This window comes from Chryseobacterium soldanellicola, from assembly GCF_900100115.1.
GTDB classification, from domain to species: domain Bacteria; phylum Bacteroidota; class Bacteroidia; order Flavobacteriales; family Weeksellaceae; genus Chryseobacterium; species Chryseobacterium soldanellicola.
The window spans coordinates 281,286-300,095 of record NZ_FNKL01000004.1 but is presented as its reverse complement, the minus strand read 5'-3'; the positions used below and the strand labels follow the sequence as shown (position 1 = coordinate 300,095).

Genomic DNA, 18,810 nt, shown 5'->3' with positions numbered 1-18,810 from the left:
CTTATATTTTCTACTTATAATTTTCAACAATAAATCCTCTCATTTCTGGGAGGATTTATTTTTAACATAAGAAAACCTGAAAAGTTGATATTTTTTAAATATCGTTGTGCAATAGTAAAGACGTATGGGTTTTCTTTTTACTTTAAAAATTTAATTTCAGTTAAATTTCTTCAAAGATCAATTTTGGAGGATAAATTTTTCTATACATCAGATAAGTGATTGAAAGCACTGTAAATGCAACAATTGCGTCGATTGTTGCCGGAAAACCGAGCACTGCAATTTTCGAAAAGAATGCGAAAATAATATCAAAGAACATTCCCGCGAAAACCCATTCCTTTAATCTCAACAATCTGTTTGGAAGCAATAAAACTGCAATTCCGGATAATTTGAATACTCCCAAAATGTAGATGAAATGCGGTGGATAGCCCAATTGCCGCGTAATATCCCAAACTACAGGATTTTTTGTCAATTCAAAGAATCCGCTCGCTCCGAACCACAATGACATGAAGATTGCGCCTGACCAATAGATAATTTTTGATGTTTTTGTTTTCATAATTTTTTATTATTTTAAGGTTGTTATTACTTTTATAGTGAATATTTTATTAGAAACTTTTGTAATAGTTGTTATTCTGATAAAGGAAGAATCTCTATGAATAACAGAATTAATAACTGCGAATTTGTCCTTTCAGAATGACAAAATAATGCTTAAAAAACAGCTTTCGTAGAGCTTACAATTTCTCCGCTTTTTGTATTCTGAACCAATCCGATTACCTCCCAATCATTCGTATTAAAGTTATTTGGAAGTGGAAATTTTACAGTTTCTTCCGTAGAATTCAACGAAACAGGATATTGCTTCTGAACGATCTGCCAATGCTGTAAATGTCTGCCTTCATTTTCACCTCCTCCAATATTGGTTGATGAATTTTTTTCTATAAAAGTGATCAAAAGCTTATTTTTAGAATTTAATTCTGAAATTTTATAATCAAAAGTGATTTCTTTAGAAATAATTTCAGCTTTTAAATCTAATCTAATGCCTTCTGAGCTAAATAATGCACTTGAAATAGCATTTTCTACAGCATTTTTATCAGAACCTACAAATTCACTTTTCCCATTAACAACAAGCTGAGGCGTGTAAACCTGAGAGCTTAATTTATGGCTGTAATCCTGCTGACGCTGAGAGTTTTCGGCACTGCTGAACCGATCTTTCCAACCCAGCTTGTTCCAGTAATCAACGTGGTAAGAAAGGATATACACGGGCTTATCTTTATATTTTTTTGCGATCTGTCCCATCAAAGCATCAGCAGGCGGACAACTTGAACAACCTTCTGAAGTGAACAGCTCCAGGACGGCAAAACCATTGTTTTTAGACGATAAATTTTGATAAGATTTTCCAGCTTTATTCTTATATACAAAAGCAGAGACGATGAACATTAATGCTACAAAAGCTGCTGTTCCTATTAAGTTTTTTAGTATCATTTCTTTTAATTTGATTCAAAAGTAGATACCTTTTCGAGGCAAAAGAATACAAAAAAGGTTCAACCGGACAAATTGCAGGGTGAACCTTGAAAATATAAAACTGAATTTTTTTTAACTCATTAACGATCTTCCAGCCAAGAAAAAAATTGATGTGATTTCTCTTTATTGATTAATAATTTTTCGGGAGTCTCAATTGTCAATTTGACATAAATCTTCCGCTGAAAATAATGCTCCATTTCCTTAATTGCACTGAAATTTATGATGTATTGCCGATTAATTCTGAAAAATTGTTTCTGAGAAACCTGTTCCGCAATTTGTCCTAAAGTCTGGTTAAGCTGAAATTGCTGTTTATCGAAGGTCACGAGATGGGTAATCTCATTATGAATGAAAAAATATGCAATATTTTCAGTAGGAATTGTCGTGTATTTTTGATTTTTAAAAACTAAAAAACTACTTTTTGCAGCCGATTGGGGGTGGGTTATTTTTTGTAAAAGAGCTTCCAAACCGGGAATCTCTGATTTCTGAAAAAAATTCTTCAATTCATCAACTTTACTTAAAGCTTCTGCAATATCGCCACGCGAAAATGGCTTCAAAATATAATCAACGCCTTTACTTTTAAAAGCATCTAGCATGTATTGGTCGAAAGCGGTGCAAAAGACCACAGGACAAGTAATTTCTACCTGCTTGAAAATTTCAAATGAAAGTCCGTCTGACAGGTGGATATCCATGAAAATAAGATCAGGTTTAGCACCTTTCGACAAGGCTTCAACACTGCTTTCGATACTATCGTAAACGTCAATAATTTTAGCTTCCGGCTTTATTTCTACGATCAGGTTCTGCAGAGATTTTGCAGCCCGGAATTCGTCTTCAATAATGAGTATATTCATGGATTAAAGGGAGTTTTATTTGAAAGATTTTTTCGTCTGAGTTAATTTCAATTTCCTGCTCTAAAAGGTGCTTGTAACGTAATTTGACATTATCAAGTCCGATTCCTAATGAATCTTCGGTGGTTATTTTCTTCTGTATAGGATTTTCAATAATGATTTTATCTTCAGCATTATAAATCTTGATATGCAAAGGTTTGCTTTTTGAAACAATATTATGCTTAATACAGTTTTCGACTAATAATTGTAAGGTAAAAGGCGGAATTAATGTTTTTAAAACTTCATTATTCAATTCATCAGTAAGTGTAATTCCTTCACCAAAACGCGCTTTTTGTAGAAAAATATACGAATCAATAATTTTCATTTCTTCCTGAACTGTTATTAAATCCAACTTTCTGCTTTCTAGTGTAAACCGATAAAAATCAGACAGTTTCATGATAAAATCGACTGTTTCTGAATCGTTTGTTTCGGCCATTGATTTTAAGGTATTTAAACTGTTAAAAAGAAAATGTGGGTTTATCTGTTGTTTTAACAGTTCAAACTGAGCGCCGAGATTATCGCTTTTTACTTTTTCCAATTCAAGATGAACTTGTTGGCCAGCGTAATTATTTTGTAATAAACTCAAAAACATATAGCAGACAAGGTTGATTAAAATCCCGCGAACCTCGACCATCAGCATGGTTGGGCCGAAATTAATGTGCGATAAAATTAGCTGCTGGATCCACGCCAGACCAAACATCACGACCATCCCAAAAGCCAAAACAACCATTAATCTTGAATAAGAAATATTTTGTCTTCTTTTCCCTGAATTTCTGTTTAGCAAATAGATGTTGACATACCACATGATTATAGAGAAAGCCGCTGTTATGGCTGAATTCACGATGGCTTCCTCCCAATTAAACGCATGGGAAGCAAGTTGCGGAACCGAGGATAATATTCCCAGAAACAGTGAACTTATCCAAATGACGGCCTGTGAAATTTTTATTTTTTGCTGCTGCATGAAAACTTCGAATTTTGAAGATGTTAAGTTATGTAAAATGCTTTAAATTTAGTAGTGAATTGTGAATTTTGCTAACGCAAGTCAATTGTGAATTTCTAAAGTGAAAAAAATTCACAAGCGAAGCGAATTTACTATTCAAATTTAACTATTATGGTCTTACGACGGGTTTAAAGCTCGTGATATATTTTATCCTTTCTTCTTTATTGGGTTTAAAATTTTCTGTTTTAGAAAAATTTTGAATTTGATAAGAAATACGTCCGGTTTTATCTGCTTTAATCGTTTCAATACTTAAAAGTTCACCGGTTATGGTTCCTCCGATATATTGTGGATTTTCATGATATTTCCAGGTTACTAATTTTACCTCTGAACCAATTTTTAATTGATTATTTTCACCTGATAAAGATTCTAAAGTTATTTGATTTCCATATAAAGCGGAGGCTGTTTCTTTTTTTGTATTTAATGATGTTGAAATAAATTTCAAATTTCCCGGATCAAAAACAACACGTTTTAAATCTTTATCCGGCTCATCGATTTTACAAGCCATGAATAAGGCACAAAATGACATCAGGATGAATAGTATTTTTTTCATTATTTCTGAAGGTTTTTAATTAATCTTTCTGTATTTACTTTCATTGGAACATCAAATAAATATCCCGTTTTTTCGGCTAACTGACGATGACAGGCAATGCATGATTCTTTGGCGAACGAAGCTGTTTTTCCTGTCGGATGAAGGTTTTTCCCTGAAAATTTTGCAAATCCCCAGCCTTCCGTGTCCGTATATTTTTTTGAATCTTTTACCATAAATTGAGCATTTACAAATTCTCCCGCTCTTACTTCTCCGTCTGCTAATTTTTCCTGTTTCCAAACAGATTTTACGACGACACTTCCGTTTGGCCAAGGATGAAAATTTTCTGTTTCAATCGCTTTTACTGCAATATCATTTCCGTAAATTACACGGATTGAATTGTCGAAAAGCGTACTCATGCTGATAACTTTCCAGTTTTTGTAATCGTCTGAATATTTTATGCCGTTCGGTGAAATCGGAAATTTTGAAGATAAATTATTTTCTGATAATTTAATGTTTTGATGAATATTCTTCATCTCTTTTTTAGCAGGAGCAATGTTGGATAATGAAAGAGTATATTTTTTAATCGTTTCAACATCTTTTGTAGTAATTTTTGCAGAAGGATGAAGCAATGTATAATTATGTAGCGGCATTTTTCCGCTTTGAATCATGTTTAAAATGGCATACATTTTTCCCTGGTGCTCACCTGCCGAATAATTCCATTCTGAAAAATTTAAAACTTCCTGAGCTCTTTTCACGTCTTTATTCACCGCCCACGAAATCGGGGCAATTTTATCATACCAACTCAAATTCTGTTGATTTGAATGACAGTTAAAACATGAATTTTCCAGAATTGCGAGAACTTCGCGAGGTGCTTCTATTTTTTTTGCGACAGGTTTCCCCTGTAATGGCTTGTTGAAAAGCTGTAAAACGGCAAAAATGACTAAAACCGCCAGAAATAGGATGGCTATAGGTTTTATTGTTCTTTTTTTATTTACTGAGTCCATAATAATTGATTTCTTATGGATCAAAAGTAGATGTTGAAAGGAAATTTTGAAATGTAAAACCAAGTGAACCGGACAAATCAAAAGGTGAAACAGAGTTTTCCGGCTTTAAAATTTAAATAAAAAATGCCGGCAACAAAATTGCCGACATTGATGAAAATTTTTAATTTTTTATAAAATCATCCCACCGTCAATAATAATTTCGGTTCCGGTCATAAAGCTTGCAATATTATTGTCAGACAGATAAATAACTGCCTTTGCTACATCTTCTGATGTTCCTATTTTTTTCAATGGAATTTGGCTGATCATCCATTCATTCAATCCGCTTAAAGTAGCTTCATCTAATCCTGCTTTAGACATAATTTCTGTTTTTGTAGGTCCCGGACTTACCATATTTACCCGGATTTTTCTTGGCGCCAATTCTGCAGCGGCTGTTTTTGCGATTGAATTTAAAGCTGCCTTACTCGATTGATAAACAGAGCTGTTTGGTCTGTAAGTCGTTGCCACATTTGAAGACAAAAAAACAACTGATGCTCCGTCATTTAATATCGGGATGAATTTACTTAATGTGAAATAAGCTCCTCTGAAATTAATATTCATCACATTATCAAAGTTTTCTGCAGTCATATTTTCAATTGATCCCAAATTTCCTGTGATTCCTGCATTGATAAATAATATGTCTACTTTTCCGTATTGCTTTTCAACTTCTGTCTTCAAAGATTCAATTTCCTCCAATTTTCCCTGATCTGCGACGAAAGGTATTGCTCCCAATTCCTCAGCTGCCTTTTCTACAGCTTCTTTTCTTCTTCCCGTGATAATTACTTTTGCACCTTCTGAGATTAATTCTTTTGCGGTTGCATACCCAATTCCGCTGTTTCCACCGGTTACGACAGCTAATTTGTTATTAAATGTATTCATTTCATTAAAATTTTTGACAAAGTTATTGCTAATTGATATACTTTTGTAATCAGTATCACAGAGTATATCAGTATCATTAATTATATCATGTAAATTTGCAGACATGGAAAGAGATCAAACCGAAGAATTACGGGCATTGCAGGATACCCTTTATTTTATTGGAGGAAAATGGAGAATTCCTGTTATTAATGCTATCTGCAACGGAAATAAACGTTTCCGTGAAATTGAAAGAAGCATCCCCGGAATCACCACAAGAATGCTTTCAAAAGAGCTAAAAGATATGGAATTAAACAAGCTGGTAAAACGGAATGTTTATCCTGAAACTCCTGTTTTAATTGAATATGAAGCAACAAATTATTGCAGAACTTTTGGCAATATTATTCAGGAGATGATTATTTGGGGAAGAGAACACAGAAGGGTTATTGTTGAAGATAAATTCAACGTATCAGATAATATTGATGAAAAAAATTAATATCATGATGAATTCTTTTCATTTTTATTGAATGTCAATAACATATACCTTTGTCGATAAAATTAAATCAAAATGATTGAAAAAGAAATCAGAGCAATGTTAGAAAGATATTTCGATGTATTGCAGACTCAGGATCTTAATGAATTTGACAAAGTTTTTAATGCCAATTGTGTATTATATTCTGCGCAGGACAATAATTTTGTAGTGAGACCTTTTCAGGAATACAGAGAAATGGTAATTAACAGGAAATCACCTGTTGAGCTAGGTTCCGGCCGTAAAGACGAGGTTATTTTACTGGATATTTTATCCGACGAAATGGCTTTTGTTAAAGTTCGTCTGCAATTATTTGATAATATTATGGTAGATTATCTGAATATTGTAAAAACAGACGGAAACTGGAGCATTGTTTCTAAATTGTTCTACAGAGAAGGCTCTGCTGTATAAGCTTTTAAGTAAGAAATTCAGTATATTTTAATTGACTAATTCGCAAAGTTCCAGCTTTAAATATTCTATAAATTTATTAAAGTAATCAGGATTTTTCACGTCTTTCAAAATTGAAATATATTGAATTCTTTTTAATCCGTTTTCTCCGATTTTAATTGATTTTAAAGTGGGATTTATTGCTAAATGCTGTTCTGCAGACCATTTTGGCATTGTCATGATGCCCATTTCAGCTTTTATCATTGATAAAGAAGCTTCTGTGAGAGGAATCGGAATTATTTTTTTCGGAACTATATTTTGTGGCTGCAAAAATGAGTTATAAACCGTTACTTTTTCCAATGGTAAAGAATGAATGATCAGATTTTCATTCTCAAAATCATTTGCCAAAACATATTCTTTTGAAGCTAAATGATGATTTTCAGAAACGATTAAAACAATTTCGTCTTCAAAAAGTTCTATAAATTCTAAATTTTTATTTTCTGCCACGTCAGTTGTAAGCGCAATATCCAAACTGTGATCCAAAAGGCTTTCCAAGGCATTATTGGCTGCATGTATAGCGATATTGAGATTGACTTTAGGATAAGAAATATTAAATTTTTTCAGAACCGGAGCCAGCCAGTGATATCCCGAGAAGCATTCGCTGCAAAGATTAATTGTGCCCGTATCTCCGTGTATCAGATTATTAATCTCATTTTGAGTGCTGTAAAGCTTATCAAGAATCTCATTTGCAGTAGCATACAGCTTTTCGCCGGCTTCTGTCAAAATCAGTTTTTTATTACTCCTGATAAAAATATCCGTGCCTAATTTCTGCTCGGCTTCCTTTAGCTGATGGCTTAATGCAGACTGTGTTAAATGTAATTTATGTATCGCCTTTGTGATACCGCCTTCTTCAACAATGGCCTTTATTAATTTTAAATGTCTGATTTCCATCTTTTAACATATAAAAATTCCCCCTTTTTGTGAGGGGGAATTGTATTGATTTTTGTTAGATTCCGTCGATAATTTCATTTAAAACGGTACTCGGTCTCATGGCCGCATACGTTTTATAGGTATCAGTTTTGTAGTACCCGTCAATATTTTGAGGCTTACCTTGAGCACCTATTAATTCAGCATTAATTACTTCTTCATTTTCATGCATTGCTTCTGCAACCGGGGCAAAGTGAGCCGCTAATTCAGCATCTTTTGTCTGGTTAACCAAAGCTTCCGCCCAATACATTGCCAAATAGAAGTGAGAACCTCTGTTATCGATCTGTCCGACTTTTCTTGCAGGAGATTTATCTGTAGCTAAGAATTTGGCATTCGCTTCATCCAATGTATCAGCTAAAACCTGAGATTTTGTATTGCCCTGAGTTTGCGCTAAATGCTCCAAAGAAGCCTGTAAAGCAAGGAACTCACCTAAAGAATCCCATCTTAAATATCCTTCTTCCAAGAATTGTTCAACGTGTTTTGGAGCAGAACCACCCGCACCCGTTTCAAATAAGCCACCACCGTTCATCAATGGAACGATAGAAAGCATTTTAGCAGAAGTTCCAAGCTCAAGGATTGGGAAAAGATCCGTTAAATAATCTCTCAATACGTTTCCTGAAACAGAAATAGTATCTTTTCCTTCTCTTGCTCTTTTCAACGTTTCCGTCATGGCGTCTTTTACATCAAGAATCTTAATGTCAAGTCCGTTTGTATCGTGATCGGCAAGATATTTTTCTACTTTTTTGATGATTTCTCTGTCGTGCGCTCTTCCTTTGTCTAACCAGAAAATAGCAGGCGTATCAGACAATCTTGATCTGTTTACCGCTAATTTTACCCAATCCTGAATTGGAGCATCCTTCGTCTGGCACATTCTGAAAATATCGCTTTTTTCTACTTTTTGAGACAGAAGAATGTTTCCAGCTTCATCCTGCACTTCAATTGTTCCATCTGCAGCGGCCTGGAAAGTTTTATCGTGAGAACCATATTCTTCAGCTTTTTGAGCCATTAAACCAACATTCGGAACAGAACCCATTGTTGTAGGATCTAATTTTCCGTGCGCTTTCATATCATCAATAACAGACTGATAGAAACCTGCATAAGAACGGTCCGGAATGATACAAACCGTATCTTCTTCCTTGCCTTCTTTGTTCCACATTTTACCGCCACCTCTTACCAAAGCAGCCATAGAAGCATCAACGATAATGTCAGAAGGAACGTGGAAGTTGGTAATTCCTTTGTCAGAATTTACCATTGCCACTCTTGGTCCGTTTGCCAAAGCAGCGTCGATATCAGCTTTAATGTCAGCTTCCTGAGCGTTTCCTTTGATTTTTTCGAAAAGATCGGCAAGACCGTTATTTGGATTAACATCTAAAGACTTGAATGTCTCAGCATATTTCGTGAAAACATCTTTAAAGAAAGTTTCTACGATCGCTCCGAAAATAATAGGGTCAGAGATTTTCATCATCGTAGCCTTTAAATGAGCAGAAAGAAGTACGTTTCTGTTTTTAGCTTCCTCGATAGCTTCCTGTACGAAAGCTTTCAAAGCATTTAAATTCATTACAGAAGAATCGATAATTTCTCCAGCCTGAAGACCCGCGAAATCTTTTAATAAAGTTTCAGCACCATCATTTCCTTTGAATACGATTTTGTATTTTGTTGCGTTTTCTAACGTTGTTGAAGTTTCAGTTCCATAAAAATCTCCGTTGTTCATATGCGCAACGTCAGTTTTGCTGTCAGAAGCCCAGTCACCCATTCTGTGAGGGTTTGCTTTTGCGTAGTTTTTAACAGCTTTTGGAGCACGTCTGTCAGAATTTCCTTCTCTTAACACAGGATTTACGGCACTTCCCAATACTTTGGCATATTTAGCTTTGATCGCTTTTTCCTCGTCATTTTTTGGTTCTGCAGGATAATTCGGAACTGCGAAACCTTTAGATTGTAATTCAGCGATCGCCTCGTCTAACTGGGGTGCAGAAGCTGAAATATTCGGTAATTTGATAATGTTTGCATCAGGTTGAGTTGCCAATTGACCTAATTGAGCCAATGCATCATCGATTTTCTGATCATCTTTCAAAAATTCAGGGAAGTTTGCTAAAATCCTTCCTGCCAAAGAAATATCCGGAACTGCGATCTCAATATTTGCTGATTTTGTAAATGCTTTTACAATCGGTAAAAACGAGTGTGTCGCCAACATGGGAGCCTCATCCGTTAATGTGTAATAGATTTTTGATTTGTCTGACATTATACTGTTATTTATTATTTGATTTTTTAGTTCCACAAATTTAGTTAAAATTTAATTTTTTTAGATTAAACCTAAATAAGATTTTCGACTTTAAGAATTATTTAACCTTTATTTGATAAAAAAAGCTTTCTATTTTGATTAAATTTGAAAAACTTAAAAAATAAAATTATGTCAAATATCACTTTAAAAGGAAACGAAGTACATACAATAGGAACTTTACCGGCAGTGGGAACAACTGTAAGAGATTTTGCTCTGGTAGATTCAGGTTTAAATGTAAAAACGCTGGAAAGTTTTGAAGGAAAGAAAAAAGTGTTCAATATTTTCCCAAGCATCGATACGCCGACTTGTGCGTCTTCTGCAAGAAAATTCAATGAAGAAGCTTCAAACCTTGAAAATACTGTTGTCATTAATGTTTCTAAAGATTTACCTTTTGCTTTGACAAGATTTTGCGCTGCAGAAGGTTTAAAAAATGTTGAAACACTTTCAGATTTCAGAAGCAGCTTCGGCGATGATTATGAAGTAACGATCACAGATTCTCCGATGAAAGGCCTTTTGAGCCGTGCCGTAATCGTAACTGACGAAAATAATAAAGTGCTTTATACGGAACAGGTTTCAGAAATTGCCGACGAACCAAATTACAGTGCTGCCATTGAAGCATTAAAATAATTAGCGATAAAATTTTTATAAAAGCCTTGTGAAAGTTTATTTTACAAGGCTTTTTTGGCAGTGAGATGAAGAAAGCATAAAGATTTGTTTTTAAATATTTTCATGGAATCTATAAATGCTTCGACAAGCTCAGCATGACAATTCTAATACTAACTTCTTTTTTATATTTGTAGCGATGTCATGCTGAGCTTGTCGAAGCATTTATAAGTTTGGCGAAATTTATGAAATACAATCATTTCAACAGTTTTTTAAAAACACTGACTCAAGTCACTAAAAATTAAAAACAATACCTCTACCTTTACACAATGAAACGTTCAGGAACAGCAGATTTACCCCTTCACTACGGCAAAGTACCGCCGTGGCTGTATGAACGTATGTCAATTCTCGGGCTTTCCATTATTGAAGTGATTTTAGCCGATTATGGTAAAGATGAAGTTCTTCGTCGACTAGCTGACCCGTTTTGGTTTCAGAGTTTTGGCGCGGTGATGGGAATGGACTGGCATTCTTCAGGGATCACAACTTCCGTGATGGGCGCTTTGAAACGATCCATTAATCCTAATTCACAATCGCTTGGGCTCTATATTTGTGGCGGAAAAGGCAAGTTTTCCAGGGATACACCCTCAGAATTACTTCAAATTGCAGACAAAACCGGTTTGAACGGAACCGAATTGGTGCGAGCCAGCAAACTTTCCGCAAAGGTTGATAATACGGCAATTCAGGATGGTTATCAATTGTATTTGCATAATTTTATTTTGTCAGACAACGGAAACTGGAGCGTCGTTCAACAGGGAATGCACGAATCAGACGGAACCGCAAGACGTTATCACTGGCATTCAGAAAATATAAAATCCTTTATTGAAGAACCCCACACAGGAATTAACGGAATTTCAAGAGGTAAAATTTTAAACTTAACAGATTCAGAAGCCTCAGAAAACAGAAAAGGAATTCTGAATATTTCCCACACCGATTCTGCGGAAATTATGAGCGATTTTTCACGGTTAATTCTTCCCAACCATCATGATGTACAGGCTTCTGATGTAGATTTAAGACGTCTTGGTGCACTTTTATATGTAACGCGCGAGCAACAGCCTCAGAATTTCGAAGATTTATTGATGTTGGAAGGCGTCGGACCGCGAACGATGCAGTCTTTAGCGTTGGTGAGTGAAGTGATTCACGGTGCACCTTCAAGATTTAAAGATCCAGCGAGATTTTCCTTTGCTCATGGTGGAAAAGACGGACATCCATTTCCGGTTCCGACCAAAGTTTATGATGAAAGCATTCAGATTTTAAGGTCAGGAATTGAAAAATCAAAGCTTGGAAATTCAGATAAATTAAAAACGTTGAACAAGCTTCATCAGATTGTTGAAGCCACAGAAAAAGATTTCACGCCCAATTTTGATATTCAGGAAGTGATTGAAGAAGAGAGACAGAATTCGTGGCGTTTCGGCGGAAAAACTGTTTTTGGTGATGCTCAGAAACCTTCAGGTTCAAAATCGATTCAACTTTCTTTATTTTAATTAAATACAATTAACACTAATATTTTCCGCGAATAAACATGATTATTTTTTGAAAATAAAACTCATGTTTGTAATTCTGTAGAAATTTCAACAAAAATTATTTTAAGTTTTGGCTAAAGACCATTGATTTATTTTAATCTTAAAACAGCTAAAGCCCGTTCCTATTGATGACTGATTTGGGTTTAAAAAATATTTGTCTCTTTTGTGTTTAATCCAAATTCTAAATTTTTTAATTCTAAAATAAATTTGTAATTTTAAAGAAGAGAATTTAAATAAAGTTCGTAAAAAACAAATTCAAATCAACCAAATATCAATAATTATGGAAAATATAAAATTCGAGGTATCTCCCTATCAGGATGAGTTGCAGATATTTATTGACGGGAAAAAGACAGGCTATATGTCCATAGAAATTGACGGAAGATTGCTCATCGTTTATTATACAAAGCTTGATGAAGAAAGGGAAGGTCAGGGATATGCCAAAATGCTTCTCGATGAGCTGGTTCGTTATGCCGAAGAAAAGGATTTATTGATAGATCCTGAATGCGATTTTGTAAGACAACAGTTTGAAAACCACCCTAAAAGATACAAAGATATCTGGCACGCTTAATTATTATCTTCCCACCAATCACCAAATAAATGATCTGTTTTATTTAGATCAACCGGCTCACCGATCATTGGGGTTAAAATATTTAAATTTTTATCTTTTCCGAGACTTGTTATTTTTTTCAGAGGCTCATTCCAGGGATGAAGGGCCAGTGCAAATTTTGAGGAATGAACAGGGATAATATTTTTCGCATTCACATCAATACTTGCCTGAATTACATCTTCCGGCAGCGCATGAATGTACTTCCAGGCTTGATTGTACTGTCCGTTTTCGATGATTGCATAATCGAAAGGCCCATATTTTTCACCAATCATTTTAAAATGGGTATCATAACCGCTGTCACCACCTAAAAACATCTTTTTTGTAGGAGTTTCCAGGACATAGGAAGTCCAGAGTGTTCCATTTCTTTTGAATTTTCTTCCTGAAAAATGTCTCGCCGGCGTATATATGATTTTGATATTATTTTTTAAAACGGCTTCCCCGCCCCATTCTTCTTCGATAATCTGATGTTCTTCGTAGCCCCATTTCTCTAAATGCGCACCAACTCCCAAAGGCAAAATTACTGTTTCTACTCTATTTTTTATCGCTTTTATCGTCGGATAATCCAAATGATCGTAATGGTCGTGAGTGATGATTAAATAATCTAAATCCGGCATATCTTCAGGCTTAAAAATATCCGCTCCGGCGAAAGCTTTGTTGAAAAATTTAAACGGAGAACCATATAAACTCAAAACAGGATCAACTAAAAAAGAAATTCCGTCTGTCTGCATATAATACGATGAATGCCCCAGCCAAACAAAAACATCCTGATCTTTCGGAATATTTTTAAGATCTGTATGAATCGCAGGAACAATTTTATGTGGTTTTAAATAAGGATCTTTTTTCTTAAAAAAGAAGTCATATAATACTTCAGACATCGTATGACCTTCTGCAAGTGACGGAGTATAGCTGAGATTCTGAAATTGATTGTTTTTATAATGCTGGGATTTCTGCATCCTTTCGAGCCTTTTTCCTGTAGGTTCGGCGCCAAAAACTTCCTGATTTGTAATAATTAGATATAATAAAATAATTAAAACTGCGATCGCGATAATTGTATAGATCATTTTCTTAAAATAAGTTTCAAATGTATGACTTTAATATATAACGTTTTGAAAACATTAATCCTTTATTTTTTAACTAAAATTATAATGCCTGCTGAATAATTTATTATTTTATTAATGAAGAATTTGTTTTAAACTCATTAATTTAGCCACTTCAAAAAAACACAATCTTGAAAAATTTTCTACTTATAATAATTGTAGCGGTATTTTCGTCCTGCGTCTCTGTTAAAAAACAAAGCGTGAGGACAAATATCCTTATTCCGCCTGAAAAATTGAAGCAAGATGTTGATTATGCTTACAATAAATTAAAGCAAATGCATCCTCAGTTATATGAATACATCTCAAAATCCGACATTGATTTTAAAATTGACAGCTTAAAAAAAACAATTAACAAGCCCCTCAGCTCAATTGAATTTTATTTTAAGCTGCAACCCGTCATCACAAGTATCAAACAAGGGCATCTTTCTTTGCAGGTTCCTACAGAAATGCTTTCTAAAGAGGATTTATTAAAAATTAAAAGACGATTGTTTACCCGTTTCAAGTATCGGATTCAGGGCAAACATTTATATATTGTCGAAAACCGGGATTCTGTACAAAATATAAAACCGGGAACAGAATTGGTTGCTATAAATAATATTCCGGTTTCTGAATACCTCGAAAAATACACAAAGCTGATCAACAGTGACGGCTTAAACACTACTTTTCAGCCATATTACTTAAAAGATATTTTCTTTCATTTTTTTACCCTGGAAAACGGAGTGCTCGACAACGCAAAAATTGAAACTTTATATAATAATCAAAAACAAACCTTCATTATCGAGCGTGAAAAAGAGGCAGATAACTGTGTTGATAAAAAGCCAGCATCCAAAACTTCATATAACAGGAATTTTAAATTTTTAGATGAAAAAAATTCTATTGCTTATATGAAAATTAAAAATTTTTCCCATTATTCTTCAGATAAGTTTTATGAAAATACTTTTACCCAAATAAAAGCTGCAAAATCATCCTATCTTATCATAGATATCAGAAATAATTACGGTGGCTCGCTGGAAGAGATTAATAATTTATATTCTTATCTTACAGATCAGCCTTTTGTTTTAATAAAACCGGCTCAGTTAAGTTCAGGCCTTACCCCATTGAGAACCAATTATTTCAAAAAAAGCACAGCGTTAGAATATGCTATAAAAAGCATGACCTATCCAACATATATTTTCCTACAGGCCTTGAACACTTATAAAGGAACGGACGGAAAATCTTACTATAAAATCAAAGCTGACAACATAACAAAACCTAAAAAAGATGCTTTTCAGGGAAAAATTTTCGTTTTAATGAATGGTGGAAGTTTTTCAGCCTCATCAATCCTCAGTTCTAAATTAAAATACGACAAACGAGCCACATTGGTCGGTGAAGAAACCGGTGGTGCCAACGACGGAACTGTAGCCGGATTTTATTCTTATCAGATTCTTCCAAACTCTAAATTGGTTTTTCCCATAGGTTTGCTTTTGGTAAATCCTAATATTGCCTTTTCAAAGACTCAAAAAGGGGTAATTCCCGATATAAAAATTGTTGAAACACTACAGGATGTTATTGAGAAGAAAGATCCACAGCTGGAATGGGTAAAAAATGAAATTACAAAAGAAAAAAATTATTGATTTTTTTTAAGTTTCGCCGTCATATTCATCCATATACATTTTAGAAATCTTGTAAATGATTCCTTTATGTTTTTCCATTTTATCTAAAAATTCCTGTTTCAATGAGATCGTGGCTTTTACTCTTAAGAATTAGTTTCAGTTAAATGAAAATGTTACAGCTTTTTTAAATAATAAAAATCCTCAACAAATCTTGGTTTTGTTGAGGACTCGCATTTTATACTGAATTAGGAATTTTTAACTTAAAAAATATAGTCGGTGCTTAAAAAATTAGAATCATGTTCTCTTACAATGGTATTTAATAGTTTTTTATTGGAATCCGTTAATTTTGCAGCCACCAAAGACCGGATCGAGAACGAACGAAGCGCATCAAACACAGAAAGCGTTCCTTCTGCGCTGTCTTTTCTTCCTGTGAACGGGAAAACATCCGGACCACGCTGAGACTGGCAGTTGATGTTGACACGGCTTACGAGGTTTACGAAAGGATCAATTAATTTTGAAACTTCCAGCGGATCTTCACTGAAAATACTCACCTGCATTCCGTGGTCGGCATTTACCTGATAATCGATCGGCTCTTCAATATCTTCAAACGGAACGACAGGAATTACAGGCCCGAACTGCTCTTCATGATACAGCTTCATATCGCTGTTTACAGGATAAACAACGGCCGGAAAAACAAAAGATTCTTCATTATAACCTCCGTTTTCATTTAAAACTTTCGCTCCTTTTGCTAATGCATCATCAATACATTCTTTTAAATACGGTGGTTTGTTAACTTCCGGAAGCGGTGTAATTTTCACTTCTTTTTCCCACGGTAAGCCGGGTTTCAGTGCGGAAACTGCGGCAGCCAATTTTTGAGTAAATTCTTCCGCGACTTCTTTTTGTACGAAAATCAGTTTGAGCGCCGTACAACGTTGTCCGTTAAATGAAAGTGAACCCAAAATACATTCGCTCACCGCAACATCAAGATTGGCATTTTTGGTGACAATTGCAGCATTTTTTGCATCTAAACTTAAAATTGCTCTCAAACGATTCACTTTCGGATGTAATTTTTTCAATCCGTTTGCGACTTTACTTGACCCGATGAACGCCAGAACATTCACTTTTCCGCTTTCCATGATTGGGGTGATAATGTCGGAACCTTTTCCGTATAAAGTATTGACCGTTCCTTTTGGAAACGCTTCCTTAAAGGCATTCAACAGAGGATAATGCGCCAAAACCCCATGTTTGGGAAGCTTAAACAAAATTGTATTTCCCATAATTAAAGCAGGAATCAATGTTGTAAAAATTTCATTTAAAGGATAATTAAACGGTCCCATGCTCAAAACTACACCCAACGGCGCTCTACGAATCTGCGCAATTGTACCTTCTGCCTGCTGAAAACGGGAAGATTCGCGGTCTAAATCTTTCAACGCATCGATCGTCTGATTGATATAATCTACCGTTCTGTCGAATTCTTTGGTAGAATCGGCCAATGTTTTTCCGATTTCCCACATTAATAATTTAATGACCAAATCTCTTTGTTCAATCATTAAATACACGAATTTCTGCATACATTTGATACGGCCTTCCACAGACATTGTGGGCCATTCTCCAAGTCCGTTGTCGTAGGCTTTAACAGACGCTTCCAAAACTTCCATCGCTTCTTTAGGGCTGATATTCGGGATGCTTCCCAACAGCTTTCTTTCCAAGCCGTTTTCTGTACGGATGCAGACGGGTGAATAAATATTGGTGACATCTCCGTTCCATTCTACCAGCTCTCCGTTTAGAAGATAGGTTCGCTGATGAATTTCGTGGACTTTATATTCTTCGGGGATTTCGTTTTCGCTTTTAAAAATTTCCTGAAACGATGAGGCATTGCTTAACTCCATAAGTCTTTTATTTTTTTTAATAATTTTTAATGTTAACTTTTTGATAGAATAAAGTTAGATGTAAAATTTGATTTTAAAAACAGTTGCTTAATAGATTTGCTCTATTTGAAGGGTTTTTGAATTAAAATTAATGTTGGACATTTTAAAAAAGAATAAATTTGTTAAAAATAAAATTCATGTCAAAATTAGTCTTCAGTACGTTATTATTTTTCTCTGCATTTATGTTTGCTCAAAAAGCTAAAACAGAAAACACCGTTTTGATGGGAGGAAAACCGGTACATACGTATGCAAAATTGCCCGCCGTTAACAAACCGGCTCCAACATTTACGCTTACGGATGTTACGATGAAAGATCAGACGCTTGATTCTTACAAAGGGAAATTCCTGATTCTGAATATTTTTCCGAGTGTAGACACTGGTGTTTGTTCAGCTTCTGTACGTCATTTCAATGAAGATGCGGCGAGCATTCCGAATTCGGTGGTTCTTTGTATTTCTAAAGATCTGCCTTTTGCTCAGAAAAGATTTTGTGGCGCGGAAGGCATAAAAAATGTTGTCATGCTGTCGGATTTCCGTTCTGATTTTGGAAAAACGTATGGTGTAGAAATTACAGATTCTGTGATGAAAGGCCTTTTAAGCAGAGCTGTTGTGGTGATCGATCCTTCAGGGAAAATTATTTACGAAGAGCAGGTTGCTGATATTTCGCACGAACCGAATTATGAAGCAGCGATTAAGGCTGTGAAAAATTAATCTTTTGCTTATATATTACTAATAATTAAAATAATCCGGCGATCTTCGATCGCCGGATTATTTTTTAAACCAATGTAAATAAATTTATTTCTAATCTTTTTTACTTTCAATAACAATAACGCCATATTCTCCGGCTTTTCCGTAAAGTTTTTTAGCCCCTTCACCGGAAAAAACTTTTATGCTTTTTACGTTTTCAGGTTTTATTCTTTTCATCTTAGCTTCGGAAATCTTTTTATTGTCGAGCATGATCAATGGCTGTGTAGATTCAATATCTTCCTGGCTTGGCATTCCCAGCCACATGGTTTTATTGATCGTTTTGTTGATAACTTCTACTCCTTCAAATCCTTTTTTAAAGTCAACTTTCTTTACTTCTTCATTTTTTAATTCCTGGGCATTTGCAGTGGTTACAGCTCCCGTTGCTGCCAATAATCCCAATGCTATTTTACTCGTTACCGAAAAGCTTATATTTCGTCCTAATTGATCTTCTCTAAATCTTCCGCATACTTTTTCATCAGAATTAAAACTATTTAAAAGTTCGTCATCAGAAAAATCTGTAAAATCCTGAACGGTTTTAGAACAAACGGAACAGAATCTTCCTTTTTCATCAAGCGTCATATTTTGCCAGTTTTCATGACATGGTTTTGGTATTGTAAGTTTCATGTAATGTCTTTTATATTATAGATGCAGGATTT

At 34.7% G+C, this 18,810-nt stretch carries 19 protein-coding genes; 7 read left to right on the top strand and 12 right to left on the bottom strand.

Going from position 1 to position 18,810, the window contains the following annotated elements; all coding sequences use genetic code 11:
- Positions 1–160 precede the first annotated feature (160 nt).
- The 7 genes from BLT04_RS15430 to BLT04_RS15400 all read right to left on the bottom strand — a co-directional run bounded on the left by BLT04_RS15430 (position 161) and on the right by BLT04_RS15400 (position 5,847).
- A complete protein-coding gene (locus tag BLT04_RS15430; RefSeq protein ID WP_089756683.1) occupies positions 161–553 on the bottom strand; it encodes a DoxX family protein in 393 nt (130 codons plus the stop codon).
- Positions 554–705: 152 nt separating this feature from the next.
- Positions 706–1,476: a DUF1223 domain-containing protein gene (locus BLT04_RS15425; RefSeq protein ID WP_089756682.1), complete on the bottom strand. Its 771-nt coding sequence runs from the start codon at positions 1,474–1,476 to the stop codon at positions 706–708.
- A gap of 119 nt (positions 1,477–1,595) precedes the next feature.
- Positions 1,596–2,363 carry a LytR/AlgR family response regulator transcription factor gene (locus tag BLT04_RS15420; RefSeq protein ID WP_089756681.1) on the bottom strand — a complete coding sequence of 256 codons (768 nt, stop codon included), beginning with the start codon at positions 2,361–2,363 and terminating at the stop codon, positions 1,596–1,598.
- Complete coding sequence (locus tag BLT04_RS15415; RefSeq protein WP_089756680.1) at positions 2,344–3,360, bottom strand: sensor histidine kinase; 1,017 nt, start codon at positions 3,358–3,360, stop codon at positions 2,344–2,346. Before BLT04_RS15415 ends, BLT04_RS15420 begins: the two co-directional genes overlap by 20 nt.
- Before the next feature lie 148 nt (positions 3,361–3,508).
- Complete coding sequence (locus BLT04_RS15410; RefSeq protein WP_089756679.1) at positions 3,509–3,949, bottom strand: hypothetical protein; 441 nt, start codon at positions 3,947–3,949, stop codon at positions 3,509–3,511.
- A complete protein-coding gene (locus tag BLT04_RS15405) occupies positions 3,949–4,932 on the bottom strand; it encodes a heme-binding domain-containing protein (RefSeq protein WP_089756678.1) in 984 nt (327 codons plus the stop codon). The genes BLT04_RS15410 and BLT04_RS15405 overlap by 1 nt, the downstream gene beginning before the upstream one ends.
- Before the next feature lie 168 nt (positions 4,933–5,100).
- Entirely contained in the window at positions 5,101–5,847 is a 747-nt protein-coding gene (locus tag BLT04_RS15400) for an SDR family oxidoreductase (RefSeq protein ID WP_139166263.1), read from the bottom strand.
- A gap of 103 nt (positions 5,848–5,950) precedes the next feature.
- Between BLT04_RS15400 and BLT04_RS15395 the strand changes: the two genes are divergently transcribed.
- Together BLT04_RS15395 and BLT04_RS15390 are read left to right on the top strand one after the other, a co-directional pair.
- Entirely contained in the window at positions 5,951–6,319 is a 369-nt protein-coding gene (locus BLT04_RS15395) for a winged helix-turn-helix transcriptional regulator (RefSeq protein ID WP_089756677.1), read from the top strand.
- A gap of 72 nt (positions 6,320–6,391) precedes the next feature.
- Entirely contained in the window at positions 6,392–6,763 is a 372-nt protein-coding gene (locus BLT04_RS15390; RefSeq protein ID WP_089756676.1) for a nuclear transport factor 2 family protein, read from the top strand.
- 27 nt (positions 6,764–6,790) lie between these two features.
- Here BLT04_RS15390 and BLT04_RS15385 read toward each other — a convergent pair whose 3' ends face one another.
- Both BLT04_RS15385 and BLT04_RS15380 read right to left on the bottom strand, forming a co-directional pair.
- Positions 6,791–7,690: a LysR family transcriptional regulator gene (locus tag BLT04_RS15385; protein ID WP_089756675.1), complete on the bottom strand. Its 900-nt coding sequence runs from the start codon at positions 7,688–7,690 to the stop codon at positions 6,791–6,793.
- Positions 7,691–7,745: 55 nt separating this feature from the next.
- Entirely contained in the window at positions 7,746–9,965 is a 2,220-nt protein-coding gene (locus tag BLT04_RS15380) for an NADP-dependent isocitrate dehydrogenase (RefSeq protein ID WP_089756674.1), read from the bottom strand.
- A gap of 168 nt (positions 9,966–10,133) precedes the next feature.
- Between BLT04_RS15380 and tpx (BLT04_RS15375) the strand changes: the two genes are divergently transcribed.
- From tpx (BLT04_RS15375) to BLT04_RS15365, 3 genes are all read left to right on the top strand, one after another.
- On the top strand, positions 10,134–10,631 hold the full coding sequence (gene tpx, locus BLT04_RS15375; RefSeq protein ID WP_089756673.1) for a thiol peroxidase: 498 nt from the start codon (positions 10,134–10,136) through the stop codon (positions 10,629–10,631).
- A gap of 305 nt (positions 10,632–10,936) precedes the next feature.
- A complete protein-coding gene (locus BLT04_RS15370; protein ID WP_089756672.1) occupies positions 10,937–12,148 on the top strand; it encodes a DUF763 domain-containing protein in 1,212 nt (403 codons plus the stop codon).
- A gap of 319 nt (positions 12,149–12,467) precedes the next feature.
- Positions 12,468–12,755: a GNAT family N-acetyltransferase gene (locus tag BLT04_RS15365; RefSeq protein ID WP_089756671.1), complete on the top strand. Its 288-nt coding sequence runs from the start codon at positions 12,468–12,470 to the stop codon at positions 12,753–12,755.
- Here BLT04_RS15365 and BLT04_RS15360 read toward each other — a convergent pair.
- A complete protein-coding gene (locus BLT04_RS15360) occupies positions 12,752–13,855 on the bottom strand; it encodes an MBL fold metallo-hydrolase (RefSeq protein WP_089756670.1) in 1,104 nt (367 codons plus the stop codon). The genes BLT04_RS15365 and BLT04_RS15360 overlap by 4 nt on opposite strands.
- 236 nt (positions 13,856–14,091) lie before the next feature.
- Here BLT04_RS15360 and BLT04_RS15355 point away from each other — a divergent pair, with 236 nt between their 5' ends.
- A complete protein-coding gene (locus BLT04_RS15355; protein ID WP_228421983.1) occupies positions 14,092–15,504 on the top strand; it encodes a S41 family peptidase in 1,413 nt (470 codons plus the stop codon).
- Between the two features lie 239 nt (positions 15,505–15,743).
- Here BLT04_RS15355 and BLT04_RS15350 read toward each other — a convergent pair whose 3' ends face one another.
- Entirely contained in the window at positions 15,744–17,372 is a 1,629-nt protein-coding gene (locus tag BLT04_RS15350) for an NADP-dependent glyceraldehyde-3-phosphate dehydrogenase (protein WP_089756668.1), read from the bottom strand.
- Positions 17,373–17,593: 221 nt separating this feature from the next.
- Here BLT04_RS15350 and tpx (BLT04_RS15345) point away from each other — a divergent pair, with 221 nt between their 5' ends.
- Positions 17,594–18,118 (top strand): thiol peroxidase, encoded by a 525-nt coding sequence (tpx, locus tag BLT04_RS15345; protein WP_170828505.1) that lies wholly within the window; start codon positions 17,594–17,596, stop codon positions 18,116–18,118.
- Positions 18,119–18,208: 90 nt separating this feature from the next.
- Here tpx (BLT04_RS15345) and BLT04_RS15340 read toward each other — a convergent pair whose 3' ends face one another.
- On the bottom strand, positions 18,209–18,778 hold the full coding sequence (locus tag BLT04_RS15340) for a hypothetical protein (protein ID WP_089756666.1): 570 nt from the start codon (positions 18,776–18,778) through the stop codon (positions 18,209–18,211).
- Positions 18,779–18,810: the final 32 nt, after the last annotated feature.